The following is a 17,853-nucleotide window of genomic DNA, read 5'->3' as shown; positions in this document are numbered from 1 at the left end:
GCGTCGATGGTACGTGAGCACGACTGCCAGGACTGTCAGAACACGTCAGGGAAACTGGATGACAGGCACTGCGCATCAGGGGAATTTCCGGCTGCACCCGGAACGCACTTTCTCCATTCCGGATGCAGCCTTCAAACCTCCCTCGTTACCACTGGTAGCTGACACCACCGCCAACCGAGTACCCGGCGCTGCTGCTGCTTACGCCGCCCTTGATCTTGACGTTGTTGGTGATACGCGCGGTGAAGCCGAGTGCCACAGCGCTGTAGCCCTGGTAGCTGGCCGCCCCGATACCCACCGCGATCGTTTTGCCCAGGTCCACCTCCGGAATCATCGTCAGTGCGGTGGCGCCCGCCACACCCGAATAGGCTTTCCGGGCGATCGAGTTCACGCTCTGCTGCACGGATCTCAGTTGCGACACGTTCACCGCATCGGTGCCATTGACGCCCGGTCCGACATTCGTGATGCGGCGCTCGTCGCCCGCCGATCCGACCGAAACCGTATTCGCTTCGCTAGCCACCGAATTCGCGCCGAGCGCCACCGAGTTAGCCGCCGACGCCGTGGCATTCGAACCGAGCGCCACGCCTTTATTGCCCGACACGATGGCATTCGCCCCGATCACCGTGGCGCCGTCCGTGCCCGCATTCGCGCCATTGCCGAGCGCGACGCTGTCCGTGCCGGCAGCCGTGGCGTTCGGCCCGATCGCGATCGCGTTCACGCCCGTAGCGCCGTCATTGGCGTAGTTCGACTGCTGCTTGCCGTTGTCATTCACGCTGTAGTAATGCGGGCGTGATGTCGAGATCAGCGTCGACAAGGACAAGGCGGACGTGGAAGTCGAGGTCGAAAGCGACGCCACGTTGTTGTCGGTGGTGGAAAGCGCGGTGGACAGTGAACCGATGCCCGTCGAGGTCGACGTGGACAGCGACGCCACATTGCTGTTCGTCGTGGAAAGCCCGGTGGATACCGAACTCACCACCGTCGACATGGAAGTGACACTGCTGACCGCCGTGCTCGTCACCGTGGACAGCGAGCCGATGCCCGTCGAGGTCGACGTGGACAGCGACGCGACGCTGCTGTTGGTCGTGGACAGACCGGTGGACAGAGAACTCATGCCGGTCGACAGCGACGCGATGTTGCTGGTCGTCGAACTGACGGTAGTGGAGAGCGATGCCACGTTGCTGTCGGTCGTGCTGAGGCCGGTGGAAAGCGAGCTGGCCGTCGTCGAAGTCGAGGTCGACAGCGACGCCACGTTGCTGTTCGTCGTGGACAGACCCGTGGACAGCGAGCTGATGCCGGTCGAGGCCGAGGTCGACAACGACGCCACGTTGCTGTTCGTCGTGGACAGGCCGGTGGACAGCGAACTGATACCCGTCGAGGCCGACGTGGACAGCGACGCCACGTTGCTATTCGTCGTGGACAGGCCGGTCGAGAGCGAGCTAATGCCGGTCGAGGCCGACGTGGACAACGACGCCACGTTGCTGTTCGTCGTGGACAGACCCGTGGACAGCGAGCTGATGCCCGTCGAGGCCGAGGTCGACAGCGAGGTCACGTTGCTGTTGGTCGTGCTGAGGCCCGTGGACAGCGAACTGGTCGAGGTCGAAGTCGATGTGGACAGCGAGGCCACGGTGCTGTCGGTCGTGGAGAGGCCCGTCGACAGCGAACTGATGCTGGTCGAGATCGAACCCGTGGCGGTGGACAGCGAGGCCACGGTGCTGTTCGTCGTGGAGAGACCCGTCGAGAGCGAACTGATACCGGTGGACGTCGAAGTCGACAGCGTATCGATTGCCTGGTTCGTCGCATACAGTTGCGAGCCGTTGATCGCATCCGTGCTCGTCTGGCTGATCTGCCCCGCCGCCACGTTCGTGATCTGCCGTTCAGCACCCACGCTTCCCACGCTGACCACGCTGACCGGGGTCGTGCCCGCGAAGCTGTAGGTCTTGCCGCCGATCGTCGTGCTCGAGGTCGGATTCGCCGCCGCCGTCACCGAGCCCGAGCCCAGCGCCACGTCGCCGATGTTTATCGCCAGCGAGCCCGCGCCCAACGCCAAGCTCTTGTCGGCGCTCGCGCTGGCGCTGTCGCCCACCGCCACACTGCTCGAACCCGCCGCGGTGGCGCCCACGCCCGCGGCCAATGCGTTCACGCCGGTCGCACCGTCGTTGTCGTAGTTGCCGCCCTGCACGCCGTTGTCGTTGACGCTGTAGTAGTGCGTCTTGCTGCCGGCGACTACCGTGCTCAGTTGCGAGAGGTTCACCGCATCGCCCGGTGCAGTGCCCGCCGCGACGTTGTGGATCTGCGAGGCACTGCCGCCCGGATTCAGCGTGACGCTGCCGTAGTTGACGGTGCCGTCGGGGTTCAGGTCGTACTTCACCGCCTGGCTGTTGAGCGCGCTGACCGTCGTCGATACTGATGCGATGCCCGTCGAGGCTGACGTCGACAGCGAACTCACGTTGCTGTTGGTGGTGGAGAGGCCGGTGGACAACGAACTCACGCCAGTGGACAGCGAACTCGCCGTGGTCGAGGTCGAAGTCGACAGCGAGGCCACGTTGCTGTCCGTGGTGGACAGGCCCGTGGACAGCGAACTGATGCCCGTCGAGGCCGATGTCGACAGCGAGGTGACGTTGCTGTTGGTCGTGGACAGACCCGTTGACAGCGAACTGACACCAGTGGACAGCGAACTCGCTGTGGTCGAGGTCGAGGTCGACAGCGAGGCGACGTTGCTGTCCGTCGTGGAGAGACCCGTGGAGAGCGAACTGATGCCCGTTGAAGCCGACGTCGACAACGACGTCACATTGCTGTTGGTCGTGCTCAGGCCCGTTGACAGCGAACTGACACCAGTGGACAGCGAACTTGCCGTGGTCGAAGTAGACGTGGACAGCGAGGCCACGTTGCTATCCGTCGTGGAAAGACCCGTGGACAGCGAGCTGATGCCCGTCGAAGCCGACGTCGACAACGACGTCACGTTGCTGTTGGTCGTGCTCAGGCCGGTAGAAAGCGAACTGACACCAGTGGACAGCGAGCTTGCCGTGGTCGATGTCGAAGTCGAAAGCGACGCCACGTTGCTGTCCGTCGTGGAAAGACCCGTGGACAGCGAACTGATGCCCGTCGAGGCCGACGTCGACAACGACGTCACGTTGCTGTTCGTCGTGGACAGACCCGTGGAGAGTGAGCTTGCCGTGGTCGATGTCGAAGTCGACAGCGAGGCCACGTTGCTATCCGTGGTGGAAAGGCCCGTCGAGAGCGAACTGATGCCCGTCGAAGCCGACGTCGACAGCGAGGTCACGTTGCTGTTCGTCGTGGACAGGCCCGTCGAAAGCGAGCTCACGCCGGTCGATAGGGAACTCGCCGTGGTCGAAGTGGACGTGGACAGCGACGCCACATTGCTGTCGGTCGTGCTCAGGCCCGTCGAAAGCGAACTGGCCGTCGTCGAGGTCGACGTGGACAGCGACGCCACGTTGCTATCCGTGGTGGAAAGCCCGGTAGACAGCGAACTGATACCCGTCGAGGTCGAGGTGGACAACGACGCCACGTTGCTATCGGTCGTGCTGAGGCCGGTGGACAGCGAACTCGCCGTGGTCGAGGTCGAGGTCGAGAGCGACGCCACATTGCTATCGGTCGTCGACAGCCCCGTGGACAGCGAACTGATGCTGGTCGAGATCGAACCTGTCGCAGTCGACAGCGACGCCACGTTGCTGTTCGTCGTGGAAAGCCCCGTAGACAGCGAGCTGATACCGGTGGACGTCGAGGTCGACAGCGTATCGATTGCCTGGTTCGTCGCAAACAGTTGCGAGCCGTTGACCGCGTCCGTGCTCGTATCGCTGAGCTGCCCCGCCGCCACGTTCGTGACCTGCCGCTCCGCGCCCGGCGCGCCGACGCTCACCACGCTCTTTGGGGTCGTGCCCGCGAAGCTGTACGTCTTGCCGCCGATCGTTGTGCCCGAGGTCGGATTGGCCGCCGCCGTCACCGAGCCCGAGCCCAGCGCCACGTCGCCGGCATTCGCCGCCGTCGCACCCGAGCCCAGCGCCACCGCGCCGGTGTTCGCCGCCGTCGAGGTGCTGCCGAGCGCCACCGAACCCGTGCCCGTTGCCACGTTCGAGCTGCCCAGCGCCACCGCGCCCGTGCCATTGGCCGTGTTGTTCGCGCCCACCGTCACCGCGCCCGTGCCCGTCGCCGAGTTCGGGTCGCCGATCGCCACCGCGCCGTCACCGCTCGCCGTCTGCTGGAAACCCAGCGCCACCGCGCCCGTGCCGCTGCTCACCTGCGACTGGTAGCCGCCCGCGATCGAGCCCTGGCCCGCGGCGGCCGCCACCGTGTTGCTGTCGCCGATCGCGACCGTCGAGGCCGCCAGCGCCTGCGAGCCGTTGCCGATCGCCGTCGCATTCGCGCCCGCCGCCGATGCGCCCACGCCCGCGGCGAGCGCGTTCACGCCGGTCGCACCGTCGTTGTTGTAGTTGCCGCCCTGCACGCCGTTGTCGTTGACGCTGTAGTAGTGCGTCTTGCTGCCCGCGACCACCGTGCTCAGTTGCGAGAGGTTCACTGCATCGCCCGGCGCGGTGCCGGCCGCGACGTTGTGGATCTGCGAGGCACTGCCGCCCGGATTCAGCGTGACGCTGCCGTAGTTGACGGTGCCGTCGGGGTTCAGGTCGTACTTCACCGCCTGGCTGTTGAGCGCGCTGACCGTCGTCGATACTGATGCGATGCCCGTCGAGGCCGAGGTCGACAGCGAGGTGACGTTGCTGTTGGTCGTGGACAGACCCGTTGACAGCGAACTCACGCCAGTGGACAGCGAGCTGGCCGTGGTCGAGGTCGAGGTCGACAGCGACGCCACGTTGCTGTCGGTGGTGGAAAGTCCAGTCGAAAGCGAACTCAGGCCGGTGGAAAGCGAGCTGGCCGTCGTCGAGGTGGAAGTGGACAACGACGCCACATTGCTGTCAGTCGTGCTCAGACCCGTCGAAAGCGAACTCACGCCAGTGGACAGCGAGCTGGCCGTCGTCGAGGTCGAGGTCGACAACGACGCCACATTGCTGTCCGTCGTGCTCAGGCCCGTGGACAGCGAGGCGACGTTGCTGTTCGTGGTGCTCAGCCCTGTGGACAGCGAGCTAGCCGTGGTCGATGTAGAAGTCGACAACGACGCCACGTTGCTGTCGGTCGTAGAGAGACCCGTGGAGAGCGAACTGATGCCCGTTGAAGCCGACGTCGACAGCGAGGTCACGTTGCTGTTCGTCGTGCTCAGGCCCGTCGAAAGCGAACTGACGCCAGTGGACAGCGAGCTTGCCGTGGTCGATGTCGAAGTCGACAACGACGCCACGTTGCTGTCGGTCGTGCTGAGGCCGGTGGACAGCGAGCTCGCCGTAGTCGAGGTCGACGTGGACAGTGACGCCACATTGCTATCGGTCGTCGACAGACCCGTGGACAGCGAACTGATGCTCGTCGAGATCGAACCTGTCGCAGTCGACAGCGACGCCACGTTGCTGTTCGTCGTGGAAAGCCCCGTAGACAGCGAGCTGATACCGGTGGACGTCGAGGTCGACAGCGTATCGATTGCCTGGTTCGTCGCAAACAGTTGCGAGCCGTTGACCGCGTCCGTGCTCGTATCGCTGAGCTGCCCCGCCGCCACGTTCGTGACCTGCCGCTCCGCGCCCGGCGCGCCGACGCTCACCACGCTCGTCGGGCTCGTGCCCGCGAAGCTGTACGCCTTGCCGCCAATCGTCGCGCCCGAGGTCGGATTGGCCGCCGCCGTCACCGAGCCCGAGCCCAGCGCCACGTCGCCGGCATTCGCCGCCGTCGCCCCCGAGCCCAGCGCCACCGCGCCGGTGTTCGCCGCCGTCGACGTGCTGCCGAGCGCCACCGAACCCGTGCCCGTTGCCACGTTCGAGCTGCCCAGCGCCACCGCGCCCGTGCCATTGGCCGTGTTGTTCGCGCCCACCGTCACCGCGCCCGTGCCCGTCGCCGAGTTCGGGTCGCCGATCGCCACCGCGCCGTCACCGCTCGCCGTCTGCTGGAAACCCAGCGCCACCGCGCCCGTGCCGCTGCTCACCTGCGACTGGTAGCCGCCCGCGATCGAGCCCTGGCCCGCGGCGGCCGCCACCGTGTTGCTGTCGCCGATCGCGACCGTCGAGGCCGCCAGCGCCTGCGAGCCGTTGCCGATCGCCGTCGCATTCGCGCCCGCCGCCGATGCGCCCACGCCCGCGGCGAGCGCGTTCACGCCGGTCGCACCGTCGTTGTTGTAGTTGCCGCCCTGCACGCCGTTGTCGTTGACGCTGTAGTAGTGCGTCTTGCTGCCCGCGACCACCGTGCTCAGTTGCGAGAGGTTCACTGCATCGCCCGGCGCGGTGCCGGCCGCGACGTTGTGGATCTGCGAGGCACTGCCGCCCGGATTCAGCGTGACGCTGCCGTAGTTGACGGTGCCGTCGGGGTTCAGGTCGTACTTCACCGCCTGGCTGTTGAGCGCGCTGACCGTCGTCGATACTGATGCGATGCCCGTCGAGGCCGAGGTCGACAGCGAGGTGACGTTGCTGTTCGTGGTGGAGAGGCCGGTAGACAACGAACTCACGCCAGTGGACAGCGAACTCGCCGTGGTCGAGGTCGAGGTGGACAGCGAGGCCACGTTGCTATCCGTGGTGGACAGTCCCGTCGAAAGCGAACTCAGGCCGGTGGAAAGCGAGCTGGCCGTCGTCGAGGTGGAAGTGGACAACGACGCCACATTGCTGTCAGTCGTGCTCAGACCCGTCGAAAGCGAACTCACGCCAGTGGACAGCGAGCTGGCCGTCGTCGAGGTCGAGGTCGACAACGACGCCACGTTGCTGTCGGTCGTGGAGAGTCCCGTCGAGAGCGAACTGATGCCGGTCGAGGCCGATGTCGACAGTGAGGTCACATTGCTGTTCGTCGTGCTCAGGCCCGTCGAAAGCGAACTGACGCCAGTGGACAGCGAGCTCGCCGTGGTCGAAGTTGAGGTCGAGAGCGACGCCACATTGCTATCGGTCGTCGACAGCCCCGTGGACAGCGAACTGATGCTGGTCGAGATCGAACCTGTCGCAGTCGACAGCGACGCCACGTTGCTGTTCGTCGTGGAAAGCCCCGTAGACAGCGAGCTGATACCGGTGGAGGTGGAAGTCGACAGCGTATCGATCGCCTGGTTCGTCGCAAACAGTTGCGAGCCGTTGACCGCGTCCGTGCTCGTGTCGCTGAGCTGCCCCGCCGCCACGTTCGTGACCTGCCGCTCCGCGCCCGGCGCGCCGACGCTCACCACGCTCGTCGGGCTCGTGCCCGCGAAGCTGTACGCCTTGCCGCCGATCGTCGCGCCCGAGGTCGGATTGGCCGCCGCCGTCACCGAGCCCGAGCCCAGCGCCACGTCGCCGGCATTCGCCGCCGTCGCCCCCGAGCCCAGCGCCACCGCGCCGGTGTTCGCCGCCGTCGACGTGCTGCCGAGCGCCACCGAACCCGTGCCCGTTGCCACGTTCGAGCTGCCCAGCGCCACCGCGCCCGTGCCATTGGCCGTGTTGTTCGCGCCCACCGTCACCGCGCCCGTGCCCGTCGCCGAGTTCGGGTCGCCGATCGCCACCGCGCCGTCACCGCTCGCCGTCTGCTGGAAACCCAGCGCCACCGCGCCCGTGCCGCTGCTCACCTGCGACTGGTAGCCGCCCGCGATCGAGCCCTGGCCCGCGGCGGCCGCCACCGTGTTGCTGTCGCCGATCGCGACCGTCGAGGCCGCCAGCGCCTGCGAGCCGTTGCCGATCGCCGTCGCATTCGCGCCCGCCGCCGATGCGCCCACGCCCGCGGCGAGCGCGTTCACGCCGGTCGCACCGTCGTTGTTGTAGTTGCCGCCCTGCACGCCGTTGTCGTTGACGCTGTAGTAGTGCGTCTTGCTGCCCGCGACCACCGTGCTCAGTTGCGAGAGGTTCACTGCATCGCCCGGCGCGGTGCCGGCCGCGACGTTGTGGATCTGCGAGGCACTGCCGCCCGGATTCAGCGTGACGCTGCCGTAGTTGACGGTGCCGTCGGGGTTCAGGTCGTACTTCACCGCCTGGCTGTTGAGCGCGCTGACCGTCGTCGATACTGATGCGATGCCCGTCGAGGCCGAGGTCGACAGCGAGGTGACGTTGCTGTTGGTCGTGGACAGACCCGTTGATAGCGAACTCACGCCAGTGGACAGCGAGCTGGCCGTGGTCGAGGTCGAGGTCGACAGCGACGCCACGTTGCTGTCGGTGGTGGAAAGTCCAGTCGAAAGCGAACTCAGGCCGGTGGAAAGCGAGCTGGCCGTCGTCGAGGTGGAAGTGGACAACGACGCCACATTGCTGTCGGTCGTGCTCAGGCCCGTCGAAAGCGAACTCACGCCAGTGGACAGCGAACTGGCCGTGGTCGAGGTCGAGGTGGACAGCGAAGCGACATTGCTATCCGTGGTGGAAAGCCCCGTGGAGAGCGAGCCGATACCCGTCGAGGCCGACGTCGACAGCGAGGTCACATTGCTGTTCGTCGTGGACAGACCGGTCGAGAGTGAACTCGCCGTCGTCGAGGTCGAAGTCGACAGCGACGCCACGTTGCTGTCGGTCGTGCTCAGCCCCGTGGAAAGCGAACTGACACCAGTGGACAGCGAACCGACGCTCGTCGAGATCGAGCCGGTGACAGTCGACAACGAGGCCACGTTGCTGTCGGTGGTGCTCAGCCCCGTGGACAGCGAACTGATACCGGTGGAAGCAGAAGTCGACAGCGTATCGATTGCCTGATTGGTCGCATACAGTTGCGAGCCGTTGATCGCGTCCGTGCTCGTGTCGCTGATCCGCCCCGCCGCAACGTTCGTGATCTGCCGCTCCGCGCCCGGCGCGCCGACACTGACCACGCTCTTTGGGGTCGTGCCCGCGAAGCTGTACGTCTTGCCGCCGATCGTTGTGCCCGAGGTCGGATTGGCCGCCGCCGTCACCGAGCCGGAACCCAGCGCCACGTCGCCAGCATTTGTCGTCGTTGCGTTTGCACCGAGCGCGACAGAATTCGCGGCGGCTCCGCTTGCCGCGTCGCCCAAGGCCACCGCACTTGCGCCCGCTGCCGTGGCGTTCGTGCCGATAGCAATTGCGTTCGTGCCCGTCGCGCCATCGTTCGCGTAATTTCCTTGCTGCGTGCCGTTATCGTTCACGCTCACGTAGTGTGTGCGTGTCGTGGAAACGACCGTGCTGAGCGACGACACATCGCTGTTCGTCGTGGACAGCCCCGTCGATAGGGAACCAACGCCCGTGCTCAAGGATGCGATGCCGCTTTGAGCCGTGGACAAGCCGGTCGAAGTGGAAACGCTGAGTGACGAAATTCCCGTCGATGCCGAGGTACTGAGCGACGATACCCCCGTCGATAGCGAGCTTACGGCGGATGAGGTGGAGGTGGACAGAGAAGCGACGTTACTGACCGTGGTCGATAATCCGGTGCTCAGACTGGAAATGCCGGTCGATGCGGAAGTCGAGAGACTCGAAACGCCGGTACTCAGTGACGAAATGCCGGTTGACGCGGAAGTCGAAAGGGCATTTACCGCAAGATTCGTTGCGTTGAGTTGCGAACCATTAATGGCATCCGTGCTTGTTGCGCTGATGCGGCCAGCGGCCACATTCGTGATCTGACGTTCCTTGCCCGCGCTACCGACGCTTACCACGCTGGTCGGCGCCGTTCCTGCGAACGCATACGTCACACCGCCGATTACTGCACTTGTTGTCGGGTTGGCGGCCGCCGTGACCGAACCGTTTCCTAGTGCGACGCTGCCGGCATTCGCAGCGGTTGCTCCTTGACCGATTGCGATGGCACTGGCGGCAGGCGTGGACGCATCCGAACCAATCGCAATGGTATTTCCGCCGACAGCCGAAGTGCGGGCACCGATTGCGATATCGCCCACAATCGTCGTGCTGCTGCCTACGCCTGCCACCGCACTTGTGCCAGCGGCAAAGGAATTTGTGCCGTAGGCCGATGCGTTCAAACCGGCCGTAAGTGATTGATCGCCCACCGCTTTCGAGCCCGCGCCGACCGCCGTCGCAAATGAGCCGCTCGCGCTCGCAAATGTGCCGACGACTACCGTATTGGTCCCTGACGACACAGCGCCATTTCCAAGCGCAAACGAATTTACGCCGCTCCCGACGGCCGAACTTCCGATTACGATTGCGCCCGCCCCGCTTGCGTTCGCGAAGGAACCAATAGCTGTAGTGTTGTCGGCAGATGCGATTGCATTTGTTGAGAGTGCAGTCGAATTTTGTCCGGCTGCTGTCGCGCTGGGACCGAGCGCCATACTCGCTGTTCCCGAAGCCGTCGCCGTGTGCCCGAGCGCAACCGCATCCGTATTAGACGCTATCGAGCTGGCGCCGACGGCGAGTCCGTAATTGCCAGTCGCCTTTGACGCAAAGCCAACTGCAGCGCTACCTTCGCCCGATGCGTTCGACGCCATCCCGACAGCAGCACTGGCCCCTCCGCTTGCGTTTGAACCGGAACCAAACGCAACGGCATTCAAACCAGTTGCTCGCGACGCGGTACCAAAGGCTGCGGAACCTTGCGTTGAGGCAGTCGAAAAAATGCCGACCGCGGTGGCATTCGTGCCCGACGCCGTGCTATCGGCGCCGACGGCAGTCGTACCCGAGGCTGATGCGGTGACGCCGCAGCCAACCGCGACAGTCAAAAAGGCCCCGGCTGTTGTGGTGTCAGTACACCCTGTACCCGGAATATTGACGTACTGCGCATACACCTCATCTGGCGCAGTCAGACCAGCGACAACCGCGATAGCCGCGACCGTCATCAACGTTAGTCGAGGAACGCGGTCACCAAACCACGAATTATCCGGCGCGTCGGTGACGACACTGACACTGCCCGTGACTCCACCCTTCCCTTTCCCATGCGCTGCGTCCAGCTCCGACACAGCGACATAGGACCCCAGCGATTCGTTCCATATCGTGCGATAACTTGTATTCATTGCGGCTCGCCTTATCTAGGAGTTCTTTTTTCCAATGGTTATTCAGGGATACACACGCCACTACGCGTAACTAGTAAAAAGCGATTCCGCTAAGGGCCGGCTCGACGTTATTTGAGCGGTATTGCGCCGCCATGAGATGGCCCTGCACCCACGTCGCGCCAGCCGCTTTCGCTGAAGCGAATTGCGATTCCGACTGCACGCCCTCAACGACAACCGTATCGGCAATCGAAGCCGCCATCGAAACAATCCGCTTCAATCTGGCCTGTGCAGAAGCGTTGCCGTCGGCGGCGGTAACAAACGAGGCATCGATTTTGATGATGTCGGGCGAACGAATTTCCATTGCCGTATCGACGCCATATCCCGCTCCGAAATCGTCTATTGCGACGAGACAGCCCGCCGCGCGCAATCGGTCGGCGAACACCCGCGCGCGGCCGCGCGCCACGGGTTCCGTTTCGGCAATCTCAACGACAAGCCGCGCAGCGATCGAAGGCTCGAACGCAAGCCATAGAAGCGCCGCTTCCCATATCACATCCAATACGGCGCTGCGGCCCGAGATGTTCACGCCGAGGCGAATAGCCGCCGTTGACCGCAGCAGACCAATCACACGCCGCACGACGTAACGGTCGTACACACGAATCAGATCGAGCCTCTGCAATGCCGGCAAGAAGGTCGCGGGACCAATAGGTTGACCTGTTGCATCGGTAACTTCAGTCAGGCACTCGTGGTAGAGCACCACGCTGCCGTCAACCGCGGAACAGACCGGCTCGAACCTCAATCTCACCCGGTCTTCTCGCATCGCGGCGAACACCGCTTCTGCCACTTCCGTGTCGGTCATTGCCCCCTCCGATTTATCCGACGCCACTCGTCCGCCTGCACTCACGGATGCTGTCAAAGCTCTTCTTCGGGGCGGACAAAAGGGAACCCTTGTGCCAAATTGCTAAAAAACTTGTTTCAAGACGTGAAAGCCATACTGGGCCGGGAAAGGAAACAGTGAGAAAGGACCGGACAAAAGGGTTCCTTTTTGTCTAGTAGAATGCGACCAATCTTGCGATGTCTGACACTTTGCTATTCATGCCGCGAGCCAGAGACAGTCGACCTTCGAAACAAAAAACCGGTCGCCAGCAACCAACACAGTCGAGTTCCAGGAGCACGCTTTCCTTTCCGATAGCGAAACGAAAACGGTTCATGGACAGCAAGCCCGAAACGCCTCCGAATGGCACGGATGCAACGCCACTCATGGTGTCGCCCACAGCACTCCCGGACTTATGCCGTACTGCATGCTTCTCTTTTTTCTTGATTGCGTAACAGCTCAACGGAACGGCAGCGGCTCACGTTCCTGTTCTGAAAGTGATTTTTTTTACTATCCGTGCAATGTGCCGCCCAACACGAGGAGTCTTCTGTGAAAGTCGGATACGCGCGTGTTTCGACGGAAGAACAGAATCTGGCGCTCCAGAAAGACGCGCTAGTGCGCGCCGGATGCGACAAGCTCTTCGCGGATCAGGGGATATCAGGCGCGCAATTTTGCAGGCCCGGGCTGAACAAGGCACTGGCCACGATGTCTGCGGGAGATACGCTGGTGGTATGGCGGCTCGACCGTTTGGGGCGATCGCTCGGCAAGCTCATCGATCTGATTGGACAATTGGGGAAGCGAAAAATCGGCTTCATCTCCCTGAACGAATCGATCGATACGACATCCGCAGGCGGAGTGCTTATGTTTCACATGATGGCCGCGCTCTCCGAATTCGAGCGGCGGTTGATTAGCGAGCGCACGCGCGCGGGAATGGAAGCAGCGCGGGCGCACGGCAAGAACTTCGGTCGCAAGCCATCGCTTACGCCGGCGCAGCGTAATCAGGCCGTGGCATTGTTCGAGACGACTCCCATTAGCGAAATCGCGCGGAAGTTCAACGTGCATCCCCGCACCGTCAAGCGAGCCATAGAAACCTGCTCGGCAAGCGCTGCGAAGTCGGAATGCAACAATTAGGCCGTGGTGAACTTTTTGAACACCATTGACATGCGCCGATCGCAATAAGAAGTGAGAAACCAGAGCAGCCGTTTACAAGCACGAACGGAGCATGGAAGATTGCGTTTTTTCTGGAGATAGGTCGATGAGCTCGTCCACGGTGTTGAGTTACTTCGTTGAGCGTTCGCCGCACAGCTGCGCAAATCACCGGGAATACGCGTTGGCCAACGGATACCGCCATGAAGTCGTGGACGCCAGCGAAGGCCCCAGGGGCCCGCAAGTTCAGGCGTTGCACAAATACGAGGCATTGCTCGAAGCATTGCTGCGTGCCGAAGAGGGTCACTTCGTTTTGCTTCTCACCGAGAATGCTGCAATCGTCGACCCGGCGCCACTTGCGAATCTGATGAATGAGCGCGAGTACCTGCTTGTGAGTACATCAAGCGCATTGCCGCAGACCGACGTGCAAATCTGGCGCAGTAGTACGTGTTCGCGCGCTACGGTCCACGATCTCGTCAAGCAGTGCAAGCTTGGGGGAACGCCGTTTCCGGGGGAGGCCGAGGTGCTGGCTGCCCACGCGTTCCAACCCTGGCACTCACTCGTCAATGGCATGTGTCCGGTCATGCACACGGGTCCGAACGTCGACCCGCGCTGGAGTCTTGCCCCAACTTTTGCCATCAGCATCGACAAATCGACACATTCGCCGGTTGAGATGGGCATCGTGCCGGACTTTCGCAATGCGCTCTTTCGGCATGTGAACCATTGCAAGCAACGTGGAAAGCGCTTTTTTTCCTTTGCCGATTCGCGTGCCGAAAGTCAGGGCACGCGGAGTTCGTTCAACCCCGGAAAGTCAATCGCGTTTGTCACGCTCTATACGCCGGAAATAGCGGCGTATGGCCGCATCGCCGAGCGCAATTTCAGGGAATATTGTGACCGTCACGGCCATACGCTGTACGTGCACCGCGAGATTCCGCCAGAAGTCGGACTGCGCGGCACAGGGAACTGGCTCAAGCCATGGCTGCTGCACGCCTATTTGAACGACCATGACTGGATCGTCTGGCTAGACGCGGACGTTCTCTTTACCGACATGGCACGCCGTATCGAGCCGCTTCTGGAGCATCGCGACCGGCTGTTGGCGCGCGATGTCGGGCAGTGGCCATTCAACTCCGGCGTCATGGGTTTTCGCAAGACAGAAGCCAACGCTTCGATGCTCTACGGTCTGATGCAATGCATTGCGGGCCTCGCCGACCGCTCAACGGTTTATGCCGGCAACGGAGATCAGTTCCATTTCATCAATGCACTCAATGAACACGGCCTGCTTGCGGAGGCTGAGATTCTCAACCCGATGATTATCAACACGCCCTGGTTTCTGCGCCGTCCAGACAGCTTTGTCGTGCATTACCTCGGCATGTGGACCGAAATGCGGGCACTCATGATGGACCGCGACGAACGGGAGCGTATCGCCGGCACCGAAAAAAGTGATGACGACCTTGCGCTTTCCGTGGACCACATCCTATAGTGCCGCCCGGCAACTGCGCGGCATGTGCCGACAGTTCAGCCAATTGCAGCGCCAGGGTTACCCTGGCGCTCCGTCAAATACGCTCTCTCCCGAGCTTTTCCAGACGATAACCGTAGCCGTAGATGGGCATGATGCAATAGCCGTTTTCAGGCCTCAGACGAAGCTTCACTCGTACTGCGGACATGTGAGTGTCTAGCGTACGAGTCGGAATGTCCGCCGAGTGTTTCCAGATCGTCTCCAGAATATGCGCGCGAGAGAGCGGTCTCGCCAGGTTACGGAACAACAGAAGCGCCAGTTGGAATTCCTTTTGCGACAATGCAATTTGCTCGTCGCTCAAAAATACCCGCCCAGCCTGAGGTTCGAAAAGATAGTCGCCAAATTGCTGGGTGGTGGTAGCGGCATCCTGCCGATAGATTCGTTGCAAAAGCCGGTTGACGCGAGCGAGCAGAATGGGTGGGGGAACAGGCTTGACCAGGTAGTCGTCCGCTCCGGCATTGAGTGCATGAACAATGTCTGATTCGCGCCCCCGACACGTCATGAACAAAACCGGCAGATTGGCGTCGTAATTTTCGCGGATCCACGCAAGCACAACGTCGCCCCGCACGTCCCCGACATTCCAGTCGAGCGACACAAGATCGAACGTCTCTCGCTGCATTTTACGAATGAGCGCACGCCCCTCCTTGAATAGATAGCAAGTGTGCCCGGCCTGCGTCAAAACTACATTAATGAACTCCGACTGCTCTGGGTCGTCCTCAAGAATGGCGATGCGCATGAAAAATTCCTGACATTGGATAATAGGAAGCGACATCTCTTATTAAGAAATGACTTCCCTTTTCTCTTGCATTTTGGAGAAACGTTCTACGAGATCGTAATAGACGGCCGCGCTCCTCCTTGAAGAGGATCGCCAATATCCATAGAGCCGGTGCTTTCGCTAACTATCGATCACATGTTTCATTTATCGATCAGCTTCAAATCGCTAACGTATTGCAGTCATCACAGCACTTGATCCGCCGTTGCAAGTTCCCTTCTGCGAACTTGGCAGCGTCGCCTAGCCTTGTGAGCCGCTGCGGGTTACATTTTTTAACATTCTAGCAGCACATCTCTCAGTTGTCATACGACGTCATATTAATTATCGTTAACCGTAATTGGGGCAGATACACACCGTATTGCTTTACCTCAAGGTCGCGACACATAGCCACTCAAGAGAACAACGCGCTTCTTCTCGCGATAGCCGCTCAATTCGCGTTGGGAGCATGTGCCGCGGTGAGAACTTCGCATTGAAACGCAATAGCGCTCTGTCACTCGCCGAGGTGTGCTACGCGCGCGATGCCAAGTTTGAGTCCGAAGCAGAAAGTGCGGCCGTGATCGCAGCATCAGCGTTAAGCGACGGTGCCCGCGCTGCCTTGTTTAGATAGCGCCGAAGCGTTCGAGGATGAACGCTGAAGCTCTTTGCGACGAACGCCTGGGAATGGTGCTTCAGCATACTGCGCGCCTGTTCGCACTGGTGAGTGCTTAACGCACCCGGTCGCCCGATACTGCTGCCCCGTTCGCGTGCCGCGGCCATTCCGGCACGCGTGCGTTCGCCAATAAGGCCACGCTCGAATTCCGCAATCGCCGCCAGCATGTGAAAAGTAAAGCGTCCGCTGGACGAGCGCGTGTCGATGTATTCAGTAAGCGAAACGACGCGCACCTTCCTTTTGTCGAGGTCACCGATAATGCTGGCGAGATGTCGCAAGGACCGCCCCAACCGGTCCAGCCGCCAGACAACCAACGTGCCGCCCTCCTGGACCGCCTCCAAGGCCTGCTTCAAACCGGGCCGGTCGAAACGCGCGCCCGATAAGCCCTTGTCTGAAAGGATCTGGCTACAGCCATAACTCTCCAGCGCCTTCAACTGCATATCGAGGTGTTGCTCGTCGGTTGACACACGTGCGTACCCGACCTTGATCTTCTCGAATGGCATTTCTTTCCCCGTAAAGCCTGTTGCTATCTTTTCCGCTTGCGAAACGTTATCGACGAAGTCGTGGTGTCTGGCGACTCGCGATGTACGGATACGTGATCACGAGCAATCCTTTTCGCGGAGTCGAGGCGGTAGCGAGTACCTGTATCGCAGGCTCATTTGACGTCATGTTCATCGCGCCACCGCTGTTCCTTTCACCGAGACTGGAACGGATTGTGTGGCACCTGGAATAAAGACAATGTCAGAGAAGGTCATGATCGTACGGAATTTTTTTCGAATTTTTTGGCTAATTCGATAAATGAAACTTTCATATTTGTGCGGCTATCATCGTTTTCGATGGAGTGGACGCGGCGATAGTTGTGCATGTCGGCGAAGATGTTCGTAGATGTGGTAATCGATATCGTTTAACGCTTCGACCATTGGCCGTGTCGCCCGCTCTCACTTCCTTCCTGACAGTCCCTGACCATTGCCATTTATGAACTATCGGAAAATCCGTACCAGGTTGGGTTGCCGGCATCATCATCGCGGCAACGTTTACTGAGAACTTAAATAAGAACCATCCAGGCTAACGATTGGCATTGGATGTCGATATACGTCCCGGTCTGTCGCAGGAACCATCGCTCATGCACATCGCCATTTTTAATAATGATCCGGCCGAATTGCGTTTCGTAACCGACACGCTCATGTCAGCCGGTTATAGCTGTCAAACCTTTTCGGAAGTGGGGTTTCTGCTTCACGCTTTGCAGCGCGGAACTCTTGATCTTGCGATCTTCCGTTGGGACGCTGACATTGAAGTAGTCGCCATGCTCGCAGGCATTCGCCATCATTGCGACACTGAGCTCCCGATACTGGTTATCTCATGTCATTCGCGCGAGCGTGATGTCGTCGACGCGCTCAACGCCGGCGCCGACGACTTTCTCGTTCAACCAATCGCCGCTCCGGTTCTCCTCGCCCGAATCACCACGCTGCTACGCCGCTGCGGTCAGCGCGCATCGGCCGTCGCCAGACAGCAGCAGTTCGGCGACTATCGCTTCGATCTCCAGGAAGGCCGCGTGTCCTGGCAGGGCGAGCGCATTGCTCTCTCACAGAAGGAATTCCGGGTCGCCTTGCTGCTATTTCAGAATCTCGGCCGGCCGCTTTCTCGCGCCAGTCTCATCGAGAGCGTGTGGCGACATTCGGCAGACGTGCCCTCCCGCACGCTCGATACGCACGTTTCCTCCGTGCGGACGAAACTGCATCTGCGCGCGGAGAACGGATACGTGCTTATGTCGATCTACCGCTATGGGTATTGTCTTCAGCCGGCCGCGGAAGGTGCGCAACGATCGTCGGTTCATAGCGGCCAGTGCGGAACGCGCGCTAACGGAGAACATATTGCGGAAGTCGCCGCCGCATAACCTGGTTCTGTCGCGATGTCAGAGAACCAGGCGGACGAATCAATTGCTCGCAATGCCGTAGCGTGACCCTATACGTGAGCGTGAGCGTTTGGAGAGTGGGCG

Annotated in this window: 8 protein-coding genes and 1 pseudogene; 4 read left to right on the top strand and 5 right to left on the bottom strand. The window is 61.6% G+C overall.

From position 1 onward, the window contains the following. Positions 1 to 145 precede the first annotated feature (145 nt). Entirely contained in the window at positions 146 to 8,134 is a 7,989-nt protein-coding gene (locus CUJ90_RS33680; RefSeq protein WP_277998134.1) for a YadA-like family protein, read from the bottom strand. On the opposite strand from CUJ90_RS33680, the gene CUJ90_RS33465 reads away from it, so the two are divergent. After that, positions 8,106 to 8,717 (top strand): hypothetical protein, encoded by a 612-nt coding sequence (locus CUJ90_RS33465; RefSeq protein ID WP_244220060.1) that lies wholly within the window; start codon positions 8,106 to 8,108, stop codon positions 8,715 to 8,717. The two genes, CUJ90_RS33680 and CUJ90_RS33465, sit on opposite strands and share 29 nt — an antisense overlap. 8 nt (positions 8,718 to 8,725) lie before the next feature. Here CUJ90_RS33465 and CUJ90_RS33780 read toward each other — a convergent pair. Beyond that, positions 8,726 to 10,924 (bottom strand): annotated as a pseudogene (locus CUJ90_RS33780) (ESPR-type extended signal peptide-containing protein); the annotation flags it as partial. 70 nt (positions 10,925 to 10,994) lie between these two features. Continuing rightward, the gene (locus CUJ90_RS28895) at positions 10,995 to 11,759 is read right to left on the bottom strand and encodes an EAL domain-containing protein (RefSeq protein ID WP_114164415.1); all 765 of its coding nucleotides are present in this window, start codon (positions 11,757 to 11,759) and stop codon (positions 10,995 to 10,997) included. A gap of 564 nt (positions 11,760 to 12,323) precedes the next feature. Here CUJ90_RS28895 and CUJ90_RS28890 point away from each other — a divergent pair. Then, positions 12,324 to 12,905, top strand: coding sequence for a recombinase family protein (locus CUJ90_RS28890; RefSeq protein ID WP_114164414.1), 582 nt, complete (start codon positions 12,324 to 12,326; stop codon positions 12,903 to 12,905). A gap of 124 nt (positions 12,906 to 13,029) precedes the next feature. Continuing rightward, complete coding sequence (locus CUJ90_RS28885; protein WP_114164413.1) at positions 13,030 to 14,400, top strand: glycosyltransferase family protein; 1,371 nt, start codon at positions 13,030 to 13,032, stop codon at positions 14,398 to 14,400. Positions 14,401 to 14,473: 73 nt separating this feature from the next. Here CUJ90_RS28885 and CUJ90_RS28880 read toward each other — a convergent pair whose 3' ends face one another. After that, positions 14,474 to 15,172: a response regulator transcription factor gene (locus CUJ90_RS28880; protein WP_114164726.1), complete on the bottom strand. Its 699-nt coding sequence runs from the start codon at positions 15,170 to 15,172 to the stop codon at positions 14,474 to 14,476. A gap of 543 nt (positions 15,173 to 15,715) precedes the next feature. Further along, positions 15,716 to 16,360, bottom strand: coding sequence for a recombinase family protein (locus CUJ90_RS28875; RefSeq protein ID WP_083080912.1), 645 nt, complete (start codon positions 16,358 to 16,360; stop codon positions 15,716 to 15,718). Positions 16,361 to 16,980: 620 nt separating this feature from the next. On the opposite strand from CUJ90_RS28875, the gene CUJ90_RS28870 reads away from it, so the two are divergent. Then, the gene (locus tag CUJ90_RS28870; protein ID WP_114164412.1) at positions 16,981 to 17,751 is read left to right on the top strand and encodes a response regulator transcription factor; all 771 of its coding nucleotides are present in this window, start codon (positions 16,981 to 16,983) and stop codon (positions 17,749 to 17,751) included. Positions 17,752 to 17,853: the final 102 nt, after the last annotated feature.

The sequence above is a fragment of the Paraburkholderia terricola genome, assembly GCF_003330825.1.
GTDB lineage: Bacteria > Pseudomonadota > Gammaproteobacteria > Burkholderiales > Burkholderiaceae > Paraburkholderia > Paraburkholderia terricola.
The sequence above is the reverse complement of the archived record's forward strand: the minus strand, read 5'-3'. Positions and strand labels throughout refer to the sequence as shown.